Origin of the sequence: Halorientalis sp., from assembly GCF_028275115.1 — an archaeon.
Lineage (GTDB): Archaea > Halobacteriota > Halobacteria > Halobacteriales > Haloarculaceae > Halorientalis.
On the sequence record NZ_JAQCNH010000023.1, the window covers coordinates 65999 to 87671 of the forward strand.

At 53.8% G+C, this 21673-nt stretch carries 16 protein-coding genes; 5 read left to right on the plus strand and 11 right to left on the minus strand.

Translation table 11 applies throughout. From position 1 onward, the window contains the following. Positions 1–76: 76 nt before the first annotated feature. Positions 77–1354 carry a Zn-dependent hydrolase gene (locus Q0964_RS03370; RefSeq protein ID WP_299263409.1) on the plus strand — a complete coding sequence of 426 codons (1278 nt, stop codon included), beginning with the start codon at positions 77–79 and terminating at the stop codon, positions 1352–1354. A gap of 90 nt (positions 1355–1444) precedes the next feature. Continuing rightward, complete coding sequence (locus Q0964_RS03375; RefSeq protein WP_299263411.1) at positions 1445–1864, plus strand: DUF3830 family protein; 420 nt, start codon at positions 1445–1447, stop codon at positions 1862–1864. Positions 1865–2704: 840 nt separating this feature from the next. On the opposite strand, the gene Q0964_RS03380 is transcribed toward Q0964_RS03375, so the two are convergent. From Q0964_RS03380 to Q0964_RS03420, 10 genes are all read right to left on the minus strand, one after another. Beyond that, positions 2705–4108 carry an amidohydrolase family protein gene (locus Q0964_RS03380; RefSeq protein WP_299263413.1) on the minus strand — a complete coding sequence of 468 codons (1404 nt, stop codon included), beginning with the start codon at positions 4106–4108 and terminating at the stop codon, positions 2705–2707. A gap of 292 nt (positions 4109–4400) precedes the next feature. Further along, positions 4401–5675, minus strand: coding sequence for an amidohydrolase family protein (locus tag Q0964_RS03385; protein WP_299263415.1), 1275 nt, complete (start codon positions 5673–5675; stop codon positions 4401–4403). Positions 5676–5756: 81 nt separating this feature from the next. Then, entirely contained in the window at positions 5757–6689 is a 933-nt protein-coding gene (locus Q0964_RS03390) for an amidohydrolase family protein (protein ID WP_299263417.1), read from the minus strand. Between the two features lie 705 nt (positions 6690–7394). Further along, the gene (locus Q0964_RS18415) at positions 7395–7589 is read right to left on the minus strand and encodes an alcohol dehydrogenase catalytic domain-containing protein (RefSeq protein ID WP_414652127.1); all 195 of its coding nucleotides are present in this window, start codon (positions 7587–7589) and stop codon (positions 7395–7397) included. A 115-nt stretch (positions 7590–7704) separates the two neighbouring features. After that, entirely contained in the window at positions 7705–9213 is a 1509-nt protein-coding gene (locus Q0964_RS03395; RefSeq protein ID WP_299263419.1) for an aldehyde dehydrogenase family protein, read from the minus strand. A gap of 137 nt (positions 9214–9350) precedes the next feature. Beyond that, the gene (locus Q0964_RS03400; RefSeq protein ID WP_299263420.1) at positions 9351–10337 is read right to left on the minus strand and encodes an ABC transporter permease; all 987 of its coding nucleotides are present in this window, start codon (positions 10335–10337) and stop codon (positions 9351–9353) included. Continuing rightward, a complete protein-coding gene (locus Q0964_RS03405; protein WP_299263422.1) occupies positions 10334–11401 on the minus strand; it encodes an ABC transporter permease in 1068 nt (355 codons plus the stop codon). Before Q0964_RS03405 ends, Q0964_RS03400 begins: the two co-directional genes overlap by 4 nt. 1 nt (position 11402) lies before the next feature. After that, complete coding sequence (locus tag Q0964_RS03410) at positions 11403–12977, minus strand: ABC transporter ATP-binding protein (protein ID WP_299263435.1); 1575 nt, start codon at positions 12975–12977, stop codon at positions 11403–11405. Beyond that, positions 12970–14067: a BMP family ABC transporter substrate-binding protein gene (locus tag Q0964_RS03415; RefSeq protein ID WP_299263424.1), complete on the minus strand. Its 1098-nt coding sequence runs from the start codon at positions 14065–14067 to the stop codon at positions 12970–12972. The genes Q0964_RS03410 and Q0964_RS03415 overlap by 8 nt, the downstream gene beginning before the upstream one ends. Before the next feature lie 831 nt (positions 14068–14898). After that, positions 14899–16317 (minus strand): amidohydrolase, encoded by a 1419-nt coding sequence (locus Q0964_RS03420; protein WP_299263437.1) that lies wholly within the window; start codon positions 16315–16317, stop codon positions 14899–14901. A 312-nt stretch (positions 16318–16629) separates the two neighbouring features. Between Q0964_RS03420 and Q0964_RS03425 the strand changes: the two genes are divergently transcribed. From Q0964_RS03425 to Q0964_RS03430, 3 genes are read left to right on the plus strand one after another with little or no spacing between them, the layout of a single operon-like run. Next, positions 16630–17970, plus strand: coding sequence for an aromatic ring-hydroxylating oxygenase subunit alpha (locus Q0964_RS03425; RefSeq protein WP_299263439.1), 1341 nt, complete (start codon positions 16630–16632; stop codon positions 17968–17970). After that, entirely contained in the window at positions 17967–18506 is a 540-nt protein-coding gene (locus tag Q0964_RS18420; protein ID WP_414652126.1) for an aromatic-ring-hydroxylating dioxygenase subunit beta, read from the plus strand. The genes Q0964_RS03425 and Q0964_RS18420 overlap by 4 nt, the downstream gene beginning before the upstream one ends. 5 nt (positions 18507–18511) lie before the next feature. Then, complete coding sequence (locus tag Q0964_RS03430) at positions 18512–18991, plus strand: hypothetical protein (protein WP_299263426.1); 480 nt, start codon at positions 18512–18514, stop codon at positions 18989–18991. Positions 18992–19860: 869 nt separating this feature from the next. Here Q0964_RS03430 and Q0964_RS03435 read toward each other — a convergent pair. Then, positions 19861–21186, minus strand: coding sequence for a hypothetical protein (locus Q0964_RS03435; protein WP_299263428.1), 1326 nt, complete (start codon positions 21184–21186; stop codon positions 19861–19863). Positions 21187–21673: the final 487 nt, after the last annotated feature.

Genomic DNA, 21673 nt, shown 5'->3' on the forward strand with positions numbered 1-21673 from the left:
CTCGGGCCACGATTGGACGAACCAGGCCGATTCGAGTCGTCGGGCGTCGCGCGAACCTGCCCGCAGGGTCGGCACAATGATATCGTCCCGGTTCCCGATCGATGGTGACCGCCTCAGGCGGGATATCGAGGACAACGCGCAGTTCGGTGCCGTCCCGACCGACGAAGGGCGCGGCCGGACGGTGCTCCCGGGAACGAAGCCGAACCAGCGTGCCCGGGAACACCTCGTCGAGCGTATGATTGTTGCCGGACTGGACGTTACTGTCGACGTCGTCGGGAATATCGTCGGCACGTGGTTCCCGGAAGAGTGTAACCAGACCGCCGCACCGGTCGCCGTCGGGAGTCACCTCGATTCGGTCCCGTCCGGGGGCATCTTCGACGGGCCGCTCGGCGTGTACGCGGGCCTCGAAGCGGTTCGTGCGCTGCAGGAGGCCGGCGCTACGCCGGCCCGGCCGATCCAGGTCGTCTCGTTCACCGGGGAAGAGGGAACGCGGTTCGCGGACGGCGTCCTCGGGTCTTCGGTCGCTGCCGGCCTCACAGAGACGGAGACAGCGCTGGAACACACAGACGACGGGGAGACGCTCCGGGACGCACTGAGGGAGATCGGCTTCCACGGTGAGGGGCGGCTCAACGCCAGCGACTGGCACGCGTGGCTGGAGCTCCACGTCGAACAGTCAGACCGGCTCGAAGAGATGGGAGTCACGGCTGGCGTCGTGACGACCATCGCCGGGACGACCCGTCTGCACGGGACGGTCGAGGGCACCGCCGACCACACCGGTACGATGTCGATGGCGGATCGAACCGACGCCCTCGCGGCCGCGAGCGAGGTCGTCCTCGCCGTGGAGCGAGCGGCGCGAACCGCGGCCGAGAGGACAGGCACGACCGTCGCGACGGTCGGTGAGTTGTCGGTCGACCCTGACGTGGTCAACGTCGTCCCCGGCGAGGTCGAGTTCAGCATCGACGTCCGTGACGTCGAGAAATCCGTGATCGATCGTCTCGTCACTCGCGCCGAGGAGACACTCCAGGCGCTCGAAACCGACCGCGGTGTTGAGACGACACTCGACCGCCCCTACGACGTTCAGCCAGCAGAGATGGCGGCGACCTGCCGCACTGCACTCCACGAGGCCGGCCAGTCACTCGGCATCGAAACCGCCGACGTGCACTCGGGCGCCGGTCACGACACGATGCAGGTCGCCACCGTGACCGACACAGGTTTGTTGTTCGCTCCGTCCGCAGGCGGTCACTCCCACAATCCCCTCGAGAGGACCGATTGGCACGACTGTGCCGTCACCACCAGCCTGCTCACCGACGCACTGTACACGCTCGCGAGCGGGGAAGACACCGATCACCGATGACCTAATTATGATACCAGTCAAACAAACGCGGTGCAGAGCAACCGTACCGTCCGTCGAACACATCGTCGTGCACGCTCCGGAGCGACCAGCATGAGCGAACTGGAACTCGTCGTCGATGACGACGTGCTGTCGGCGTCGTTGCTCCCCGACGCGGCTCCGGAGTCGGTCGCCGCAGTCCGGGAGTTCACGCCGCTCGACACCGAGTTGCTGCACGTTCGATGGAGCGGGCACGCCACTTGGATCAACATCGACGATATAAATCTTCCACAGATCCCGCGCGAGAACCACACCGTCTACCCGTCGTACGGCGACCTCCTGCTGTACCCGGGCTACCGGAACGAACAGGAAATCCTGGTCCCCTGTGGCCCGACCTGCTTCAAGAGCCCGGCCGGTGAACTGGCCGGGAACCACTTTGCGACACTCGACACACCGCGGGACGACCTGGTCGCCCTCGAAGAACGAACCCTTCGCGATGGGGTCCTCGACGCGACGCTTCGTCTCAGCGAGTGAGCGACCCCGCCACGGGAATCACAGCCAGCCACTGCCGACGGGGAGAGGACACCCGTGTTTGCTCCTTTTTAACCAACACAGCGATTCGAGCCCGATTTTGTTGGTTAAAACCAGTGTCGCGAGGGACCGATTGCCGACGAGTCGTACGCGAACCGACCTGGTTTCGACGACGTTCTCAACGCTGACGACGACGTCGCCCCGTGGGTGTCAAACGTGACCAACATGTCGGTCGGCTCTTTTTTACTGGTTAATCAATCCACAGAGACGCATCGGGACACCACAGACACGCCCCTCTATCGATGTGTTTCATCGGGACGTCAACAATCAGTCTCCCGAAGTCAGGTCAGCTTTAGTTAGACCACATTCTAGAGAGTTGGACACCACGTTTCCGCAGTGCGGCTTCGCATTCGGATCTGCGGGACCCGCTCAGTTCATCGATACGTTGCATTGGAACTGGTGAGGTCTCGTTCCAACCGCGGCTCGATCTTCGGGCCTCGACAGTCGATATTGAGCTGCTCGTGTTGCCAGTGACGACCGTCTTTCTCGTTCCAAACTCGATAGACGGTGACTATCGGGAGTTGAATCACACCGCAGAGAATTGCGAGTAGTGGAGCAGTTCCGCTGCTGCGTCCACGACCTCGTAGACTTCCGCGGAATATCGACAGGGTGCTTGACCTGGTGTTCCGGCACGCCGGCATCGGTGCTACTGCCGATGCATCCGTAATTACTGACGGCGCTGCCGACACCGAAGACGGCGGTGATCAAAAAGGGAGACCGATGCTGCTGGACGGTGGAGTGGATGGTCTCGTCCTGTTCTGGGAAACGTTATCGTGCGACTACTTAACTGAGTATGAGCGAGGCGTCCCACGGCTCAACTCCGCGCTGTAAATACTCTTCCAGTCCCGCTCGATGAAACAGTTCGGGGATTGCGTCACGCGCTTCAGCGAGTGTCTCTTCCTCGTCGATCGTCTGCACCTGTCTGTCACGCATCAGGACTGTCCCGTCTGCGATGACCGTGGAGACGTCTGCTGCAGAGGCTTGGTATACAATACTCGCTGGCAGATTCGCGTTTGAGGCAAACTTCGGTTTGTCGAGATTCACCAGCGCGATATCCGCTTTCTTTCCGGGTTCTATCGAGCCGATGTCATTTTCCCAAGACACCGCTCGTGCGTTCTCGATGGTCGCCATCTCGAGTAACTTCGCCGGTGGGAATATGTCTTTTCTCTCATATTTATGATGTTGTGTCAGAGCCAACATTCGCATCTCTTTGAACAGGTCCTGAGTGTTTCCCATGCAGCCATCCTGACCAAGACCGACGGTGCACCCGCTCTTACAGAGGTCAAAGATCGGCGCGATTCCGTCTCCAAATGCGTGCACGTCGCTATCGACAGTGTATCCGAGTTTGTAGACGGGGTTGTGGACGATTTTGCACTCTGACTCCGCTATGTCTGCAATGTCCTGCTCGTCTACCCAAACGCAATGTGCACCGACGAAGTTCTCGTCTAACACGCCCTCTTGTTTTGCCTTCTCTATATCTCCAGTTTCGAATGTAGCGATGTGTGTGTGCAGTCCGGTCGTCGCCTCTGTGGCAAATTCGCTCGCAGTCTTCCACATTTCCTCTGTCGCAGAGTAGAACCCCGTCGGCCCAGCCCATATGCGGATTTTGCCGTTCGCGGACCCGTGCCACTTCTGATAGGTCGTTTCTAGCAGTTCCTCATATCGGTCGTTATCAACAATGTAGTGAGCCGGTTCGTTCTTTCCAGCCAGCCCAATAGGCATGACGACCCGTACACCGGCCTCTGTTGCTGCTCGAACTGACTGGTCGATGCCAAATGATTCCAGCTTTTCAGGATCCTGCTGGCAGATGTGGTTTACACTGCACGTAACGCCACTTTGTATCAGATTTAGACAAGCGAGTTTGTTACTCAGATAGTAATCGTCACGCGTCATCTCCTCGGTAAGTGGAATCTTGAACTCTTGAATCCACTCGGCAGTGTCACCGTCATACAGCCGTACCGCGCTTTGCATGAACGACTGTTCAAAGTGATTATGTCCGTTGATTAGCCCGGGTATCGCTGCCATTCCGTCGGCGTCGATGACCTCGTGATCATCAACAGTCGCCCGGTTGTCTTTTTGAACTGATTCAATTTTGTCTCCCTCAATAACTATTGAACCGTTCTGAATGTACTTGTCGACCGAGGTCGACTGCGATGCAGTAATTATACTTGCGTTATTTATTATCATCGTACATACTCACCGGATGGAAGTAGCTATACATTGCTTTTTGGAACTAATAAATCACACTCATCCTGCGTTCGACACACGGACCCCCAACTGATTGTTTTGTGCTACAATCGTGGATTTCTAGCGTCCCGTCGCTGAGCCGTCAGTAGCAACCTTTGAACACTTCGAACCCAACCCGCTCTCGGCTACCCAATCCACTTAGCGACAGTTACACCCGGTGGGCTCAAAGAGGAGAACTATAGACGAGCGGCGGTACGCACTCGCTAATCAACTATCGGCGACGCGTAGTGTATCAGATTGAATGCCACGTATCGGTAACATGGACCCGTCGTGAAGAGCTACCTTCCGCGATTACCCTGCCGTTCCGGAGCACTGTATCGCGGGGCGAGCGCTCCCGTAGCACTTCAAACGGTGACTTCTCCTGATAAACCACGACAGAACCGTCAGCGCCCTCTTTCAGCCCGTGTTCCTCTGTCATGAATACACGCTTGTTTCCTTCGAGGAGCATCTCCCAGATGTCCTCGACGTCGCTTCGACGGTCCATATGCGCGTAGTGACAGAGGACGAATGCCGCGGTAAGCAGATCACAGTCCCCGTATCTATAAAATACACTCCGGATATCGTCCTGCGCTATTCCGACATCAACACCAGCGTCGCGCAACTCGTCGATGCGTGTGTGCCCTCGTCGACGTGGGTAGTCGTCCTGTCGCCCCTGTAACACAGCATTAGTTAGCGGGTTTGTGACGACGGTTATATTACTCTCCGATAACATGTGGGCTAGTTGACTTGCGTAGTCGTTAGGGTACGAGTGCATCGCAGTCACATGGCTGGCGGTCGTCCTGTCTCCGATTCCCAACGCTCGTGCTTTCGCAACCAGCACCTCGGTGTATCGGGATTTCGGATCGTCCGTCTCGTCGATATGCATGTCGACCGGCAAGTCGTGTTTATTAGCGATGTTCAGTAGGATCTCGATCTGTTTGACCCCCATTTCTCTGGTCGGTTCCGCGTGTGGAATGCCGCCGATGAGGTCAACACCACGGTCAACGGCTTCCTGTACTCTATCAAGTGCCCTCTCGTCTCTAACGACGCTTTCGACAGGGAATGCAACTATCTGAATGTCGGCGACATCTGAGAATGTCTGTTTTATCGAACGGAGAGCAGACAGCGATTTCTTGCCGTGCTGAGATACGTACGTGTGTGTCCGTATTTTAGTAATTCCATTACTTATCAATTCTTTTACTGTTTTGGCGGCGCTCCGCTCTATTTCCTCGACCGTCCGCTCCCCTTCGAGGTCGGCTGTTACCGACAGTGATTCGCCGAGTGTTCCGGAGTGATCGTCGGGTGAATAGTGCCCGGTTCCTGCAAGGTCCAGGTGCGTGTGTGGCTCAATGAGGGTTGGCGTTACGAGCTTTCCGGCGGCATCTATCAGATCATCGTCTGCCACGTGCGGTTCACTCTCCGCTTCTGCATCACTGATCTCTACGATCGTGCCATCCTGGATACAGATGTCAACGACTCCTTGTGAGATTGTCTGTGCGCGTTTGATATATTTATCACCGTTATTCATATTTCGAGCATAGCGTGGTACTTTCCGCTGATATAGACGGCTCTATGTGGGTACACCGCTCATGAGCGTCGCTCGCTAACATCATTGTAGCAGTTCAACTGCGTTTGTTTTAGTTATCATCTCGAACTCGTCCTGTGTTGTATTCGAGCGTACCGTAGACAGAAGGTCAGAGACCTCCTCAGGCGTTCTAGGCTCGAACGGCGCATCGGTTGCGAAGAGAATCTGTGACGGCCCAAAAACTTCTAACGCCGACTTTAATGGTGCTTCGTATCCTAAAAATCCGGACGTGTCGACGTACACCCGCTGGCGGAGTTGTTCCTCAAAATCTGCAAATGATTTGACCGTGTCCTGTGTTTCCCATCTACCGCTTTCGAGTTGGAGATGAACTCGGCCCAGCATTGAAGCGATGTTCCCTCCGAAGTGATGAAATACAAGTGATAAGTTTTCGTATCTGTCAAAGACGCCGTCGTGGATTACTTTCGAGATGGACGATGCCAGTGCTGCTTCACGCCCGAAAATCGAATTTAACCGGTAGTCATCATCAAGTGCTTCTGGGTGGAGAGAACTGGTTAATTTCGGATGAACAAATATTGGGACATCAGCCTGATCTGCCACATTAAACACCGGTTCGACAGCCTCGTCCGTCAGTTCGATTCCGCGGGTGCGCGTCTCTAATGCACCTGCACAACATCCGTTATTTATCGCCTGACGGAACAGATTGGCGCTCTGCTCGCCTGAATCCAGGAGTGGAATCGACGCTATCGGAAACACATCTTCCGACTCCGCCGTCTCTACCAGTTGCTGGTTGGCACGGGTAACTGCCGCTTCATCCTCGCCACCCATATAATATGGCTGTGACAGCGCCACCCGGTCTACATCTGTTCCGTCATACAATTTCAACAGCGCATCCAAGTTGTTTATTCGGCCATCAAGTAACTCGTTTAGATCGTCGAGACGGGTTCCGCTCGGAAACACTTCTGTGGGATGATAGTGCGCCCCGAAGTCAATTGCCATAGAAATAAGACGTGCGTTCACAATATTACATTTTCCTCTATTGTTGTGACATGATAGGGGGTTGGAACTATTCATGCGTTCCTGTGAGTCGTGTCGTTGAAACGGGGTGCCTCGGGGCCGTACAGGAGCCGCCGTCTTCCGTGAGAACGAGAGATGGAACCTCTGGAACCAGTTGAAACCGAGGCGGTTCACCGTGCGATAGACGGGCGACTCATATTCTCATGAGCTCTTTTTGATGAACGATTTATTCAGCGTCCTCGTGTGTGCCCGGTGGGTCCCCTAATGCGTACTCTCCGGAGTTGTGTGGCACCACTAAACCAGCTGAAACGAGTCGTCCTGTCCACGCGAGTATCTCGGACATATCTGCCATGTCGTACATACTCATAGATTAATAGGTACGCGATTGATTGCGAGTCTGCTGTGCCTCTGTGACCGTTGCAGTGTCTACACCGACAGTAACGTACACCCCTACTCCGGATAATAGCGCAAACTGAGTTAGAATATGCCCGACACCGCCACTCCCGCCCTGTATAAAACACGAGTTGGCAGTTGAAATATCCGCGTGTTCAAATAATGCTTGGTACGCCGTGACAGCAACATGACCGACAGCAGCGCCCTGTTCCATCGAAACTCCGTCGGGAAATTCTGCAGTGTTACTGATATTCACGATTGGTCGTTCGCTGTATGTCCCGTAGCGGTCGAAGTCTAAGCCGGTGCCGAACACGGCATACCCGGGCTCAAATGCAGTGACGTCGGTCCCGACCGGTCGACTCTGCCCGCGAAGTCTGATCCCGGCATCATCGGGATCTTACCGTGGCCTATCTCCCCACTCTGCAGATGGATATCGATCAGATTTATTCCTGCAGCAGCGACGGATACCAGCAGTTCGGCAGAGTTGATCCCAGGGAGTGAGGCGGACTCGAGGCGGAATCGCTTGGGGTGCCCTGTGTTCGTAACTTGTTACCACCTCGTATCGTGGTCTGGCGGGTCGGCGATCCAGACACATCTGACATGCTCACGACTCGAAGTGGCTGTCTATGTCTCCCTGTTCCTCACCGGCTATGGCGGTGCGGATTGTTTTGACGCGCGTAAACTCGTTCATTGTTTCTTTAAATGAAAGTTTGTTTCCATTGCCACTCTTATTATACCCACCAAACGGAGCTCCCAGGAATGTTCCATTATTGTAGTTATTGATGCACACGATTCCTGCCTCAATACGCTTTGCCAGACGGTTTGCGACCTGCATCTGGTCCGTCCATACCGCGGCACTGAGTCCGTAGTCGGTATTGTTTGCCAACTCCACCGCTCGCTCTACAGAGTCGAATGTGGTGACGGAGAGCACCGGGCCAAACACCTCTTCAGTACAGATTCGCATATCACTGGTAACATCGCCGAACACAATCGGAGGCATGTAGTATCCGTCACCGAGTCCATCCGGGACAGTTCCCTCGTAGATGACCTCCGCACCCTCTGATTTGCCGATGTCGATGTAATTTTGAACCTTATCATACTGTTCAGCGTTCGCTAACGGCCCGAGGTCCATGTCCGGGTCGATGCCCGGGCCGATCGAGAGTGCATCCACTCGTTCTACAAACTCCTGAATGAACTCGTCCCGAACACTCTCGTGGAGTAATAATCGCTCACATCCGGCACACGCTTGTCCGGTGTTTGTAAGTAGCCCATCCATTGTGCCTGCAACTGCATCTTCGATGTTAGCATCCGGCAACACGATGCTTGGATTCTTTCCTCCCAGCTCTAGCATCACGTCAGTGATATCAGTTGCAGCTGACCTGAGAATCTTGGTGCCAGTATCGGTATGGCCGGTAAATCCTATTTTTTTCACGTCCGGGTGTTCTACAAGTGAGGCACCGGGCTCCGCGCCACCTGTTACCACGTTTACCACCCCATCAGGGAGTGTATCCTGCCAAATTTCCGCAATCTTGAGCGAGGATAATGGTGCTTCTGGTGCTGGCTTTATGATTACCGTGTTGCCAGCCGCCAGTGGAGGTGCAGTGAAGTCTGCTGTATGCATCGGCGGCCAGTTCCACGGGATAATTGAGCCGACGACACCGTATGGCTCTCGGACGGTGTAATCGAACAGTCCGTTTTTTTCTGGAATCGTGTCTCCGTGGAGTTTGTCAGCAGCTCCGCCGTAGTATCTGTAGGTTTTTATTGTTTCAGTAACATCCGACCGCGACTGGTCTATCGGTTTTCCGTTCTCAAGTGTCTCCAGTTCGGCGAGTGACTCAAACTGTTCTTCTATACGATCCCCGACTTTGTGTAACAGTTCCGCTCGTTCCCGGGCGGTGGTCTGGCTCCACACTTGTTCATACGCGTTGACAGCAGAAGCTACGGCGCGGTTTGTGTCCTCACCGAGTCCGTCTGGCACTGTCGCAATCGTCTCGCGATTCGCGGGATTCTGGACATCGATTGACTCATCAGACTCGCTGTCAACGAACTCTCCGTTGATAAACAGGGCTTCGCTCCCTTCGCGGGCATGCTCTGGAACACAGCTTGGGCTCATCGTTTCTATTATTGGTCAGAAGCTATTAATACTTTCTTGTAACATATTTATATTACTGTAGTTTTAACATTTTGTCGTATCAATCAGACGGTAGACTCGGAAAAAGCCGGACCACTGACTGTGGTTCAGTACAGGTGTCAGCCCTCACCGCGGACGTACGAGTCAAGTAACGCCTTTGGTGCGGCCCCTCCCTCCGTTCTGGCGGCAGCGTAGACGAGCACAATCGTAGTAACGATGTAGGGGTACAGGCTGACTATCGTGGGTTCTGCTAGTACACTGATAACATCGGCGGCGGCTCCGTCGGCACCGACAGCTCGAGTAATATTGAGCTGCTGAGACCGAATCGCAAAGGCTTCGAGTCCCCCGAAGAGCACTGCCCCGAGGACCGCTCGGCTCGGAGACCACTGCGCGAAAATAACAAGTGCAACGGCGATCCATCCTCTGCCAGCGACGATACCAGGAACCCACACCTCCGCAAACGATATTGAAATCTGTGCGCCCGCGACACCGGCTAACGCGCCTCCGGAGAGAACACACGCGTATCGGAGTCGGGACACGTTGATTCCCATCGTGTCGGCTGCTTCGGGATTATCACCGACCGCTGTAATCTTCATACCAGTCTCCGTTTTTTCGAGCACATACCACAGTACCGGAACCAGAAGAAAAGCAGCGTAATCTATCACCGAGTTCGAGAATACTGCTGGTCCAACTACTGGAATCTGCGTCAAAGTATTCCCGACAACTGGGATTGTTACCGGGGCAAGCCCATCTATCGTACTGTCAGTCCACGAGCCTCCAAGAAAGTTTGTCACCGCCACCCCCAGCAAGAAAATCATGATTCCGGTGATGATCTGATTCGCTTTCAGCGAAATACAGAGGACGGCATGGACGAGCGAAATGCCAAGACCAGCCAAGGCAGCGGCGACCAGCCCCACATACGGGTTTCCAGTCACAACCGTCACGGCAAATCCTGACAGTGCGCCAATGAGCATAATCCCCTCGACGCCAAGATTGACGACACCGGAACGTTCCGAAACGATGCCACCGAGCGAAGCTAGCAGCAGCGGAGCGGCTGCTGGAACGGCTGCATCAAGCAACAGTGTAAGAAACCCTGGGTCGCTCATGCCCGCCCTCCTTGTTGAGAGATGCTAATTTGATAGCTGCGCAGCCCTTCGCCAACGATATAGAACAGAATGATCAGTGCCTCAATTACACTCACTATAGACGGTGAAATCGAGGTCTCAACTGAAACACCAGTACTACCGGCAAAGAGTAGGCCAAAAAACAGTGCGGCAACGAGGACGTGAAAGGCACTCCTGCGACCGAGCAATGCTATCGGGATGGCAGTAAACCCATACCCCGGTGAAATGTCTGACTGTAACCGAGCAGAAGTCGACAACTCGATGGCTCCGGCCAGCCCTGCGATGCCACCCGCGATAGCGAACACCGCGATGTACACGTAGCGGGAGCGAATACCCTGAATGCGAGATGAGACTGGGTTCGCACCTACACTGCGGATTTGGAATCCTATCGTTGTTGTTCGGATTGTGGCGTAGATGATGACAACGACAGCTAACGCGATGAAAACCCCGATATGAATGCGGGTATCAGCTATGACGGGGAGTCGTGCTGCTTCCGGAATGAGGTCACTTGCTGGATACCCTGCTCCCGACTGAAGCGGCCCAGTCAACAAATACTCATTTATTCCCGTCGCAACAAACACAAGTAGTAGGCTAGTTATAATCTCGTTTGCGCCAAATCGTGCTCGGAAGTAGCCAGGAATACTCCCCCAGACAACGCCTCCGAGTGCGCTTGTCAGGAGTATAACTGGGATGAATAGCACTCCTGGAACTGAAACGTTGAGCGCGATGACTGTGGCGGTAATTGCTCCAACGTAGAACTGCCCTTCCGCACCGATGTTGTACAGGCCCGCTCTCAGTGGGATATAAACGGCTAATGCGGTGAGAACCAGCGGAACCGTACGAAGAAGTACCAGTGTTTGGCTGCTAAATCTGGTGAGTGGTTCGAGAAACATCAGCGAATAAAACTGTGCAGTCTCTCCACCAGTGAGTTCAATGACGATTGCACCTGCCGCCAAGGCAGAGAGAACGGCAAAGACAGGCATTCCCCGGTCGAACCAGATTGGTACCTCGCCCCGCGGAGTGACGGAGACGTCTATCGAAGACATTCTACGATACGTTCCCGGTCATGCAGTCGCTAATCGTATCTATATCTGCACTTTGCGTGTCCGTGCGATGTGTGATTTCTCCTTCGTACATTGTGAGGATTCGATCGCTCATCTGTAATATCTCATCGACATCATCGGAGACGAACAGTACACCGACGCCATCTTGACGCATCTCTACCAGTTTCTGTTGAACAAACTCCTCTGCCGAAATATCTATGCCGCGGGTCGGATTGTTTGCGACTATCATATCCGGGTCGCAGTCCAATTCACGGCCTACAATCATCTTCTGCATGTTTCCCCCGGACAGACTCTCAGCCTTGCTGTCTACGCCACCGGTCCTGACATCAAACTGGTCGACGATATCTCGTGCGCGCTCAGTGAGTTTCGTCCAGTTGAGTATCCCCCGTTTGCTCAATAGTTTATAATACTTTTTTCCGATATTCATCGTTACAGATAGCTCCGGGGCGCATCCGTGTGTGACCCTGTCCTCCGGAATATATGACATACCGTTGTCAACGCGCCTGCCAGGGTGCGAGTAGGTGACGTCATGACCATTGAGTTCTATCAGTCCGGACTCAGGCTCTTTGACACCGGTTAGACAATCTACTAGCTCCGTGCGTCCGTTACCGCTAATTCCGGCGAGACCAACTATCTCACCCGGATATAATTCTAAGTTGACATGGTTGAGATTACAGGAGCGGGAGGCCGATCGCAAACAGACATCTTCCACTCGCAGGACTGGGTCGGTTGCATCGGAGTCTGCGTCTGGGGATGTGTCCGTTCTAAGATTGTCGTTTCTAATCGAGTTGCCTACCATCTTCTCCGCAACATCGTCCACCGACGTCTCCTCTGTGCTGACCGTATCGATTCGCTGACCATCGCGCAGAACCGTCACTCGGTCTGCGACGGACATTGCTTCTTCTAGCTTGTGCGTGACGATGAGGACTCCATACCCCTTCGCAACGAGCTCACGTAGCGTTGAGAGTAGTTCATCTATGCCACTCGGGGAGAGGGCTGCCGTTGGCTCATCGAGAACAAGATATTCGGATCTGGTAATAACCGATTTTAATATTTCGACCTGCTGTTGCTGGCCGACATCTAATTCGGCCACCGTGTCAGTAGGTGTGATACTGAATCCGTACTGGTCAATAAGATCTGTAAGTTGGGTCTTGACGTCTGAGAGATCTGTGATCGAGTCACGAAACTCATCAGGAATGCTAAGCAGTACGTTCTCAGCGACAGATAGCCGTTCAATCAGTTGAAAATGCTGATGAACCATACCGATGCCGAGTCGTTTTGCGTCGCTAGGTCCAGCCAAGTCGACCGTTTCATCGTTGACTCTGATCTCGCCGGAGTCTGGCGTATATAGACCGTACATGCTTTTCATGAGGGTGCTTTTTCCAGCCCCGTTCTCGCCGAGGAGAGCGTGTACATTCCCACGGCGAAGCGTTAGCGAGATTTCATCGTTCGCAACGATTCCCCCGGGGAAGGTCTTCGTGATGTTGCGTAACTCAATCTGGTCACGGTCACTATCTGTCTCTATATCCCCAGACTCCGTATCTTTATATTTAGACATTGACACCGTCTACATAACTATCTGTACCTTCGTATATTTCCGCACGAGGGTCAGCCTCCTCAAATTCGGACCCGTCCCAGATACTTATCTCGCCATTGGCAATTTTCTCTTTCGTTTCCATGGCCATTGTTTCTACCTCTTGAGAGACGTTTGGACCGAACTCGTCGAATTCGATCATCCCCTCCTCGAAACCGCCATATACGAACTCGGACTCCCACTCACCGTCTCTGACTTGGTTCAATTTCCGGTCGTAATGTGGAGTCCAGTTGCAGACGACTCCGCTCAGGTAGTTTTCACCGCCTTCATCATTCATACTGCCCCACATACCAGTGCCAAAGATGCCTAATTCGTTCGCTGTCTGTGGTGGTGCTGCGGAGTCCGTCACTTGGAAGACGCTACCGGCACCTGATTCTGCCAGGCTTTCAGTTGCTTGCTGCTCTTTGGGTGGGTCATACCACGTATTCACGAACTGTGGGATCGTCGTGGCCTCTGGGTCAACCGACCTTGCACCGAGAGTGAGTGCATTGATGTTACGCTTTGTTAGAGCAATTGGGAACGACCCGATGTAGCCGAGCGACTCTCCATCGTCCATCAACATTGCTGCGGCTTTCCCCAAAACGTATCTCGCTTCCTCTTGATTCGTGTAGAACAGCCCCAGATTCTCGTTCGTTCGGAATCCCGCACAGTTCTCCCAACGGACGTCGGTGAACTCCTGTGATAAGGTAGCCATCGGATCTTGGTAGCCGAATCCATTCCCGAACACGATGTCGACTCCTTCCTGTGCATATCGGCGGAATATGGCCTCAGAATCTTCAACTTCGACCTCGTACGACTGCTGCGTCTCAAGCCAATCGTATCTCTGTTCAACCTCTTTGCGAGCCTCTTCATGTGAATTGATGAACGAAACGCCCTTTGCCACGTCATCGTACACGAACGCAGCAGTTACTGTCTCAGAACTGGAGGTGTTTTCGCCCCCAGTACAGCCAGCTAACCCTGCTAACAAACCGGCGCTGCCGAGCTTGAGTACGTTTCGTCGCGACCGCCTGGAGCTGTTCTCATCTTCGGAGTTATCAATTGTACTATTTTGCACGCTATACAGTTGGTAGTACGGTTATTTAATGTTTCCTAGACTCACAAGGCTCCCACAATGACGCGACTGTGTTTTATTATGTAAAAAAATATTTCTTGGCGAGCACCGTCTTTACGAAGGATTGAATCCTAAGCAGATTGTCCCAATGGTTGTTCGTTTTACTCACACACCGAATCCGGCGACGACTGCCACACGGTTGAGGTTACTCTCAGCCGGTGTCTCCGTCGCGTGCCCGGCAACCGGCGCCCGATCTACTGTCCGGAAGAGCTAGTCTACTGAATCGTGCCAGTTGCTCGTTCCTGCCGCGAGCACAACGCCGCGAACCGAAGCTGGTGGTTGGTCAGCCGTGTCCGAACACCCCAGCGGTTGCTCGACAGGGATGCCGTGGTCAGTCATCACATTCGAGAGTATCACATTTGACGACCGAGACTGACGGATAGCGAACGGAAGCCTCGCCATTCAATACGGGTTTCAATTGACAGCACGCCGTAGCAGCCCACGCGCTATGAGTTGTTTAGATGTTCCACATTGTGGGTCTCGCTTCCACTGACTCGATGTGCGCTTCGGCCAGGGTTTGGTTGGTTTCTTTATTCCACTGTTTCGGTTACCGTGGAGCGGCCACTGAATATCCACGTTCGGACATATTAGTTACATGTCTTCATAACTCCAGGGTCACATCGATTGACCGTGTCATCCTCGTCGAGTGTAGTCCCTTCGTGTGTCGCCGGGTGCCCCCAATTTTTGATGGCTGTGTCAGTATGATCGCTGTTGCAATCCGTAGCGGTACTTTTTATTGAACACAACTGTGGCTGTTCAGCTGTACCCGGGAACTTAGCCGATTTCAGCGCGCTCGGTAACCTTCTCTGCGACTACCGCTGCGCGAGAGAGAATTGAATCGAGACCCTCCTCAAGTGACTGTATAGTCCGGCCGGACATAATGATATTGCCGTCACACATCAATGTGTCCACCTCGAATCCCTGCGCGTTGTGAACGAGTGCAGACACCGGATCAGGATGGGGGGTGAGATGCGGATGATTGAGATCGACGATTGCGATATCGGCCTTTTTTCCGGCCTCAAGAGAGCCGATAGCATCCGCTCGACCAATCGCCTCCGCACCACGCACTGTTGCCATGTCAAACGCCTCCTGTGCAGAGACAGCATCTGTTTCTCGATGGTGTCCTTTATGCCCGCTGGAAGCGAATCGAACGTCGTTGAACATATTTACCGTATCGCTGAGGACTGCACTGTCTGTCCCGAGAGCGACTGTCACATTATTCTCGAGCATCGAGACAACTGGGGCAAAGCCGGTTGCTAATCGCATGTTTGCCATGATGTTGTGTGCGACTGCAGTGTCCGTACGTGCGAGAATCCGAATATCGTAGTCGTCGATTTGGACACAGTGGCCCAAAAGTGCCCGCTCACCTAGATAACCAGCGTTTCGTAAATACTCGACACTTGAGAGAGTGCCATTTTGTTCTTCGATTTCGCTCTCGGCGACGTGTAGCGTCGTCATAACGTCAAAACGCTCTGCCATCTCGTAGGACTCGCGCAACACACGTTTCGAGGCGTTCGGTATCACGACTGGCGCAGGCCAGACTGACTGCCGGCCATCGGCCGTCTGGTGATACTTTTCGATGAGAGATTCGACTTCATCGAGTGCCTCGGCCGTGGAATAAACGTGCTGATCGTCCGGGACGTGATTTGTCTCCGGTTCCCGTGACTTGATGTTTTTCAGAACAGTTTGAAACGCATCGTCAGGTGCTAAGTCATTGACACCAGCAGCGTAGATGTTCCGAATACCAGCTTTATCATAAACCTGTAGTTTGGATTCAATCGTCTCTGTGTCGTCCCAAATAACCTCCGTATGATTCTCAACGAAAGTTGTTATTCCTGACTGTATCGCTTCTGTACAGTAGAGTTTCGCTGCAATCTCCTGCTCGTCCGCATCCATGCGGAGCACACACGGGCGTTTAACATTGTAGAGCCAATCAAACAGTCCACGGTCTGGATTAAACGCGCCTCGAATTAGAATATCTGAAACGTGCGTGTGAGCGTTTATCAGCCCAGGAATAACCGCACATCCGTCGGCATCGATGATTTTGTCCGCGTCATAGTTACTGGTAATGTCTTCTGTAGGGCCTACCGTCACGATTTCACTCCCCTCTACGACTACAGCCCCATCTGTAAGCACTCTGCGCTCAGAGTCCTGCGTTACGACTACTCCGTTCGCGATTATACTGTCAGCCATCACACTCTTCCAATTTTTGTGAACTGTGTGCGCGTATATGTTTTTTCAGGTCCGTGCTAATTTCCACGATATTCAGCCCTTGTTACTCACAGATTATAAATCCCCTGCGGAGTTACAGTGTATGATTTGGTAATTCTTATGTACGGTTGCATCCGTCCGCTCTTGATAGTACTTCTGGCAGGAATTTAATCACGACGGCTCTGGAGTGTAATAATTTTTAACTTTAGCGGTAAAAAGTTTTAAGATGCGTGTCTTCACATGCTATGTATGGGATCATCTAGTAACTCGGAGTACAGTAGTCGCGTCAAGCGTATGATTGAGCAGACGGGCAGCGGGATAGATGAAGGAAGTTTTCCGTTAAAAATATTTAACGATCAAGATATCTACGATGCGGAACTGCGGCGCATTTTTGCACGTTCGTGGGTATATTTAGGTCACATGTCTGAAATTGAGCAGCCCGGTGATTACGTGCGACGGTACATTGGTGAGGATCCGTACATTCTTACCCGGGATGAGACTGGACAGATTCAGGCATTTCTTGACAGCTGTATGCACAGAGGGGCACAGTTCTGTACGGCCGACAAAGGCAACACCTCACACTTTCGGTGCCCATATCATGGGTGGACGTACAGTAACGACGGCACGCTTCAAGGAATGCCAAAAAAGGCTGAAGCGTATCAGGGACTTGACCCTGAGGATGTTGAACTCGAGTCAGCATACTTGGATACGTTCAAAGGACTGATATTTGGACGCATCGTCGACGAGGGCCCGTCGTTGGAGGAGTATCTGGGCGATTTCAAGTGGTATCTTGAGCTCATTTTAGATCCGACCGAGAAAGGAATGACCGTCGTGACTGATGCGCATCGCTGGCAGGCGAACCACAACTGGAAGACGTCAGCGGACAACTTTGGCGGTGATAACTACCACGTCTTCGCCACCCATCAGGCGGCTGAAGAGACTGATGACCTCGATCGGGGGCCATGGAAGAAGCTTCCAGACAACCGGAGAGGAGAATTTAATCACTTAGCTTGTACTGATAATGCAGCTGTTAGTTACCAGATTACGAACGATCGGGAGACATATATGGGATATCCTGATGACATCACGGAGCATTTCAACTCGGATCTCAGCGAGGAACAGACGGAATTGTTCCGGCGGTCGTTGTTCTACTTTGGTACGATATTCCCTAATACAACCGTGGTGCACGCGGTACAGTCCGGTGGCTGGGGTGGCCCGTGGGCTGCGATCCGCAAATGGCAACCTCGCGGGCCGGGCGAGGTCGAAGTTATTAGCTGGTGGTTAGTTCCCGAAGAGTACGAGGATAATGATGCGTTCATGGAGCGATCACACCGTGGGTGGGAGAGCCTCAGCGCAGGGGGCGCTTTTGAGTCGGACGACCTCACAATCTGGGAGGGAATCTCCGAGTCCACGAAGTCAATGACCCTCGATATCCGAGAGTCGAAAGGGAACATGCAGCAGGGAATGGACGGTATGAGCGACGAAGTTGAAATTCTCGAGGACCCAATGCACGGACCGGGGGAGGTGACTACCAACGGCGGGTTCTACGACGAACGAGGGACGCGCACACTACTCAGCAGTTGGTACGAGCAGATGAGCAGGGAAGAAACGGGAGCCAATTCTGGAGAGCAATGAGAGAATCCACTACGCCGCCTCGGTCAGACTCAGTATCGCCCGATACACAACACCGGGTTGAGCAGTTCTTGTACGCTGAGGCTGAACTTCTCGACACGTTTCAGCTAAAGGACTGGCTGGCACTGCTTACCGAAGATATCATGATCAAAGTTCCTATTCGGACCTACACCCACCCCGGTACGGAGCAATCGGAGTTCAGTGAGAACGGATACTATCTCAGAGATAATTACGATATGATTCGTGAGCGGGTCGGTCGGCTAAAAAAGTCATACGCATGGTCAGAGAATCCCCGTTCACGGATTCGTCATGTTATTGGTAACGTCCGTATTACTGAAGTGACTGAGGAGAGTTACACCGTCACGAATAATCAACATGTCTACCGGAGCTACGGGGATACGCCTGAAAACGACACCCTGTCTGCGCGCCGGGACACAGTGCTACAGAGGGGGGAAGCCGGATTTAAGATAGCAGACAGGACCGTCTTCTTTGAAGATAGTATCGTGAGTACAAAAAATATCACCCTCCCACTACTTTAATTACGATGTCACTACAGTACGGCGATTCAATAGAACTGTCCGATGGAACGCATAGTATCCTGGTAGAGAAGGTAGTTTCAAAAGGTGAAAGAGTGAAGATATCTGACGGCACTGACAGTACAAATTTTGATGCTTTATTATTAGAAAGTCTCACGTGGTATCCCGACCGAAGCGTTTTGGCTGCACTATTGGAGGCATCCGATCAGATAGCAGCGGACCCGACGGACCCCAGTGGTGGAACTCCGGTTTCGGATGCGAATATGCTTACTGTGGCGAACGAGTACTCTAGAATCACTATTTCGAAGGTTCAGGATGGGGAGCATGAGGCCCTACGCCTACTCTCTCCAACACAAGAATCAGACATCACACTCGGAGTCAAGACACTACAGACACTTGCTGCGGTCGAAAATACGTTCGTATTCTCGGAATGGTTTCTGAGGCCGTTCGGTCCTGAAGATGAAGATGAAGTAATCGATCCGATGTAACAAATCGGGATATTCTATCTGCTACTATCGAGGTTAATGCAGACTGCGTCGTACCAGAGGAGTTCCTCGGAGGGCATAAAAAAGTTCATCAGTCAGTTCAGAAGTGTATCTCACTCTATCGTGACTCGAGTTGCAACGCTCTCGCCGTGTGCGTTCTTCAGCCACTGTGTCACTACGAGTACAAAACCTATATTAAATTTGATAGCCAACTCTCACACCTCGCGCTCGGTGGACTGCAACCGTTCGATACCCCTCAATCTTAAACTGACGCAATTCAGTCGCTCCGAGACGCAGTCGGAGGCCATCGGTATATCCACGCTTTCGGCATCGGAACAGCTCTCCAGATGGTATGCGCATTGCGGTCAAAGGGTCATTCGTCGATTCAATCGACATTTCAACTCCCGAACGAGCCATCAAGAATGGCAATCACCCAGACAAAACATGGAACCAGATTGATTTCGAATTCCAGTAGGGCGAAGATAGCTCCACTGTCAGAAGACAGTACTCACAAGCAGTCCTATCACGACTGCAGGATTAGGTAACTGTTTCAAAAGGGCGTGAATAGACTGTTCGGACTCAGAAGCGATCAGAGCCATCGGAGCGGTCGCTGCGCTGATCGCCGTGGTCGTTCAAGTGTTCCGGTAGCACTACCGCCACAGCTATTGGCGCTATCGTCGCAGTCTCGACTCTCGGATGGACACTGTATGGAATTTACTCCGATATGGCAGTGTAACGATAGCTGGATTCAACTGGAGGCGCTAAGTCCCCTTCCCTCAGCGGATGCCGGCCGAACGGGAGGCGCATGGAGAGGATACAGCACCTATTTTCGGCTACTTCATCGGGTATTGCCGTCCAGAAGCTGGCCGAAGTTACTGGAAACGAACATGACGCTGTGCGTCCCTAGCGTTAGTACTGATTCGTTCACTGATGATCTCGGGGTCGGTCACGAACAGAATCGAGGCCCGTCCCTTCTCGTCCGGCATCGGTGCCGTGTCGTCGGTCAGGGCCATCGCCACGGTTCCACTGTCCAGCCAGAGCGGACTGTTGAACGGCCCTCGCTCAACTGAGACCGTCTTGATGTTGTCGTACGGAACCGACCACTGGGGCTCTTCGAGACGCCGGTCGTACGCGACCACGGCGGAGTCGTAGAGCCGATACTCGATCTCGCCGAACGTCAGCGCCATATGAACTGTGCTCAGCAGCCAGAACACGATAGCCGAGACGACCACGCAGACGACGACCACTTGGAATGTCCGCGACCCGTTAGCGGCGGCGAGCGTCCCCGGAACGAACACGAACAGGAATCCCATCACCCGAAGGCTCAGTCCGGGGCCGCTGAACCGGCCGTCGACGACGCCGCCGGTTGTGAGCGCATTGAGAAATCCCGCCGCGGCAACCGACCGTGCCACTGGCTCGGTCGTCTCGTGTGGCTGCCCGTCCGGTATTGAGGGCAGACTGGGCGTTGCAGCTGGTCGCTCATCCGAAAGTATCGACACAACGCGACCGAGCGTGTCACTTCGGTCCGACAACGGACGGGACGCGCGAATCCCATAGCCGATACGGAGCAGTATCAGCACAGAGACAGCGAAGACAACTGTGTTTACTCCCTCCGGTTCCGCCGGTACGCTGGTGGTAAAGTCGGCCGCGATGTACAGCAGTGGCGCGTACACGAGCACTGCTAGCTGTCTCTTTCTGGCGAGAAATCCGGTCTCGCGAGCGTTTTCAACGCCGTTTCGGTCGACGTGATCCGTGTAGATCAACCACGACTTCGTCGCTGCCGCGACTGTCGCTCCCGCGAGTACGAGCGGCGTCATCGGATCAGTCCAGAACCGCTCGGGGATACTCACAACGAGTACGACACCCGTGCTGAGAGCCGAGGCGAGCAGTATCGACAGACTAAACAGCACCGTTGGAAGACTTCGCAGATATATAGGCGGCAGAGATGCGGAGACATCCAGCGTGCCGCGTTTGTACTGGAGCAACCGGAACGGCGGAACGGCCTGCGGCGGATCCACGACCGTCGTCTCGCCCCCGACAAGCTGCCGTACCATCGTTCGGGCGATCACGAAACCGAGGTCAATCCAGTAGACGATGGCAACAGCTACGAGCGAGAGCGCACCGTACACCGGAACCGTCGCTACTGCTACCGCTTCGACACAGAGCGTCGCGAGAACGACTCGCCAGCGCCGTCCCATGTGTACATGACAGTTCCGACACAAAGTAATACTTTCAGTACAGACTCATTCGTTCGGCGCTGTCCAGTGGAGCGAGTTTGAAAGGTGAGGTGGCTGTAGCGAGACGTGCCTATACAACTTACAGACCTCCTCAGCGAGACTTAGGTGACATCCTCGCCTGGTCCAAACAACGGGGCTTCCTACGGGAGTAGATTTATTGTTAATGTTTACCAAAGATTAGGGGATGTCCGCGGACAAGCACCAACCAGAAATACTGGCGATTGACGCAGGCGGGACGCTGACGGACACCATCGTCATCGACGCCGATGGCGGGTTCACCGTCGGCAAAGCACAGACAAGCCCGAAGACGAGGCGGAGGGCTTTCGCAACTCCATCGACGACGGACTGGGGTACTGGGACATCTCCCCCGACGATGCGTTCCCGTCCCTGACTGCGGGAATCTACTCAGGGACGGCGATGCTGAATCGACTGCTGGAACAGGAGGGTG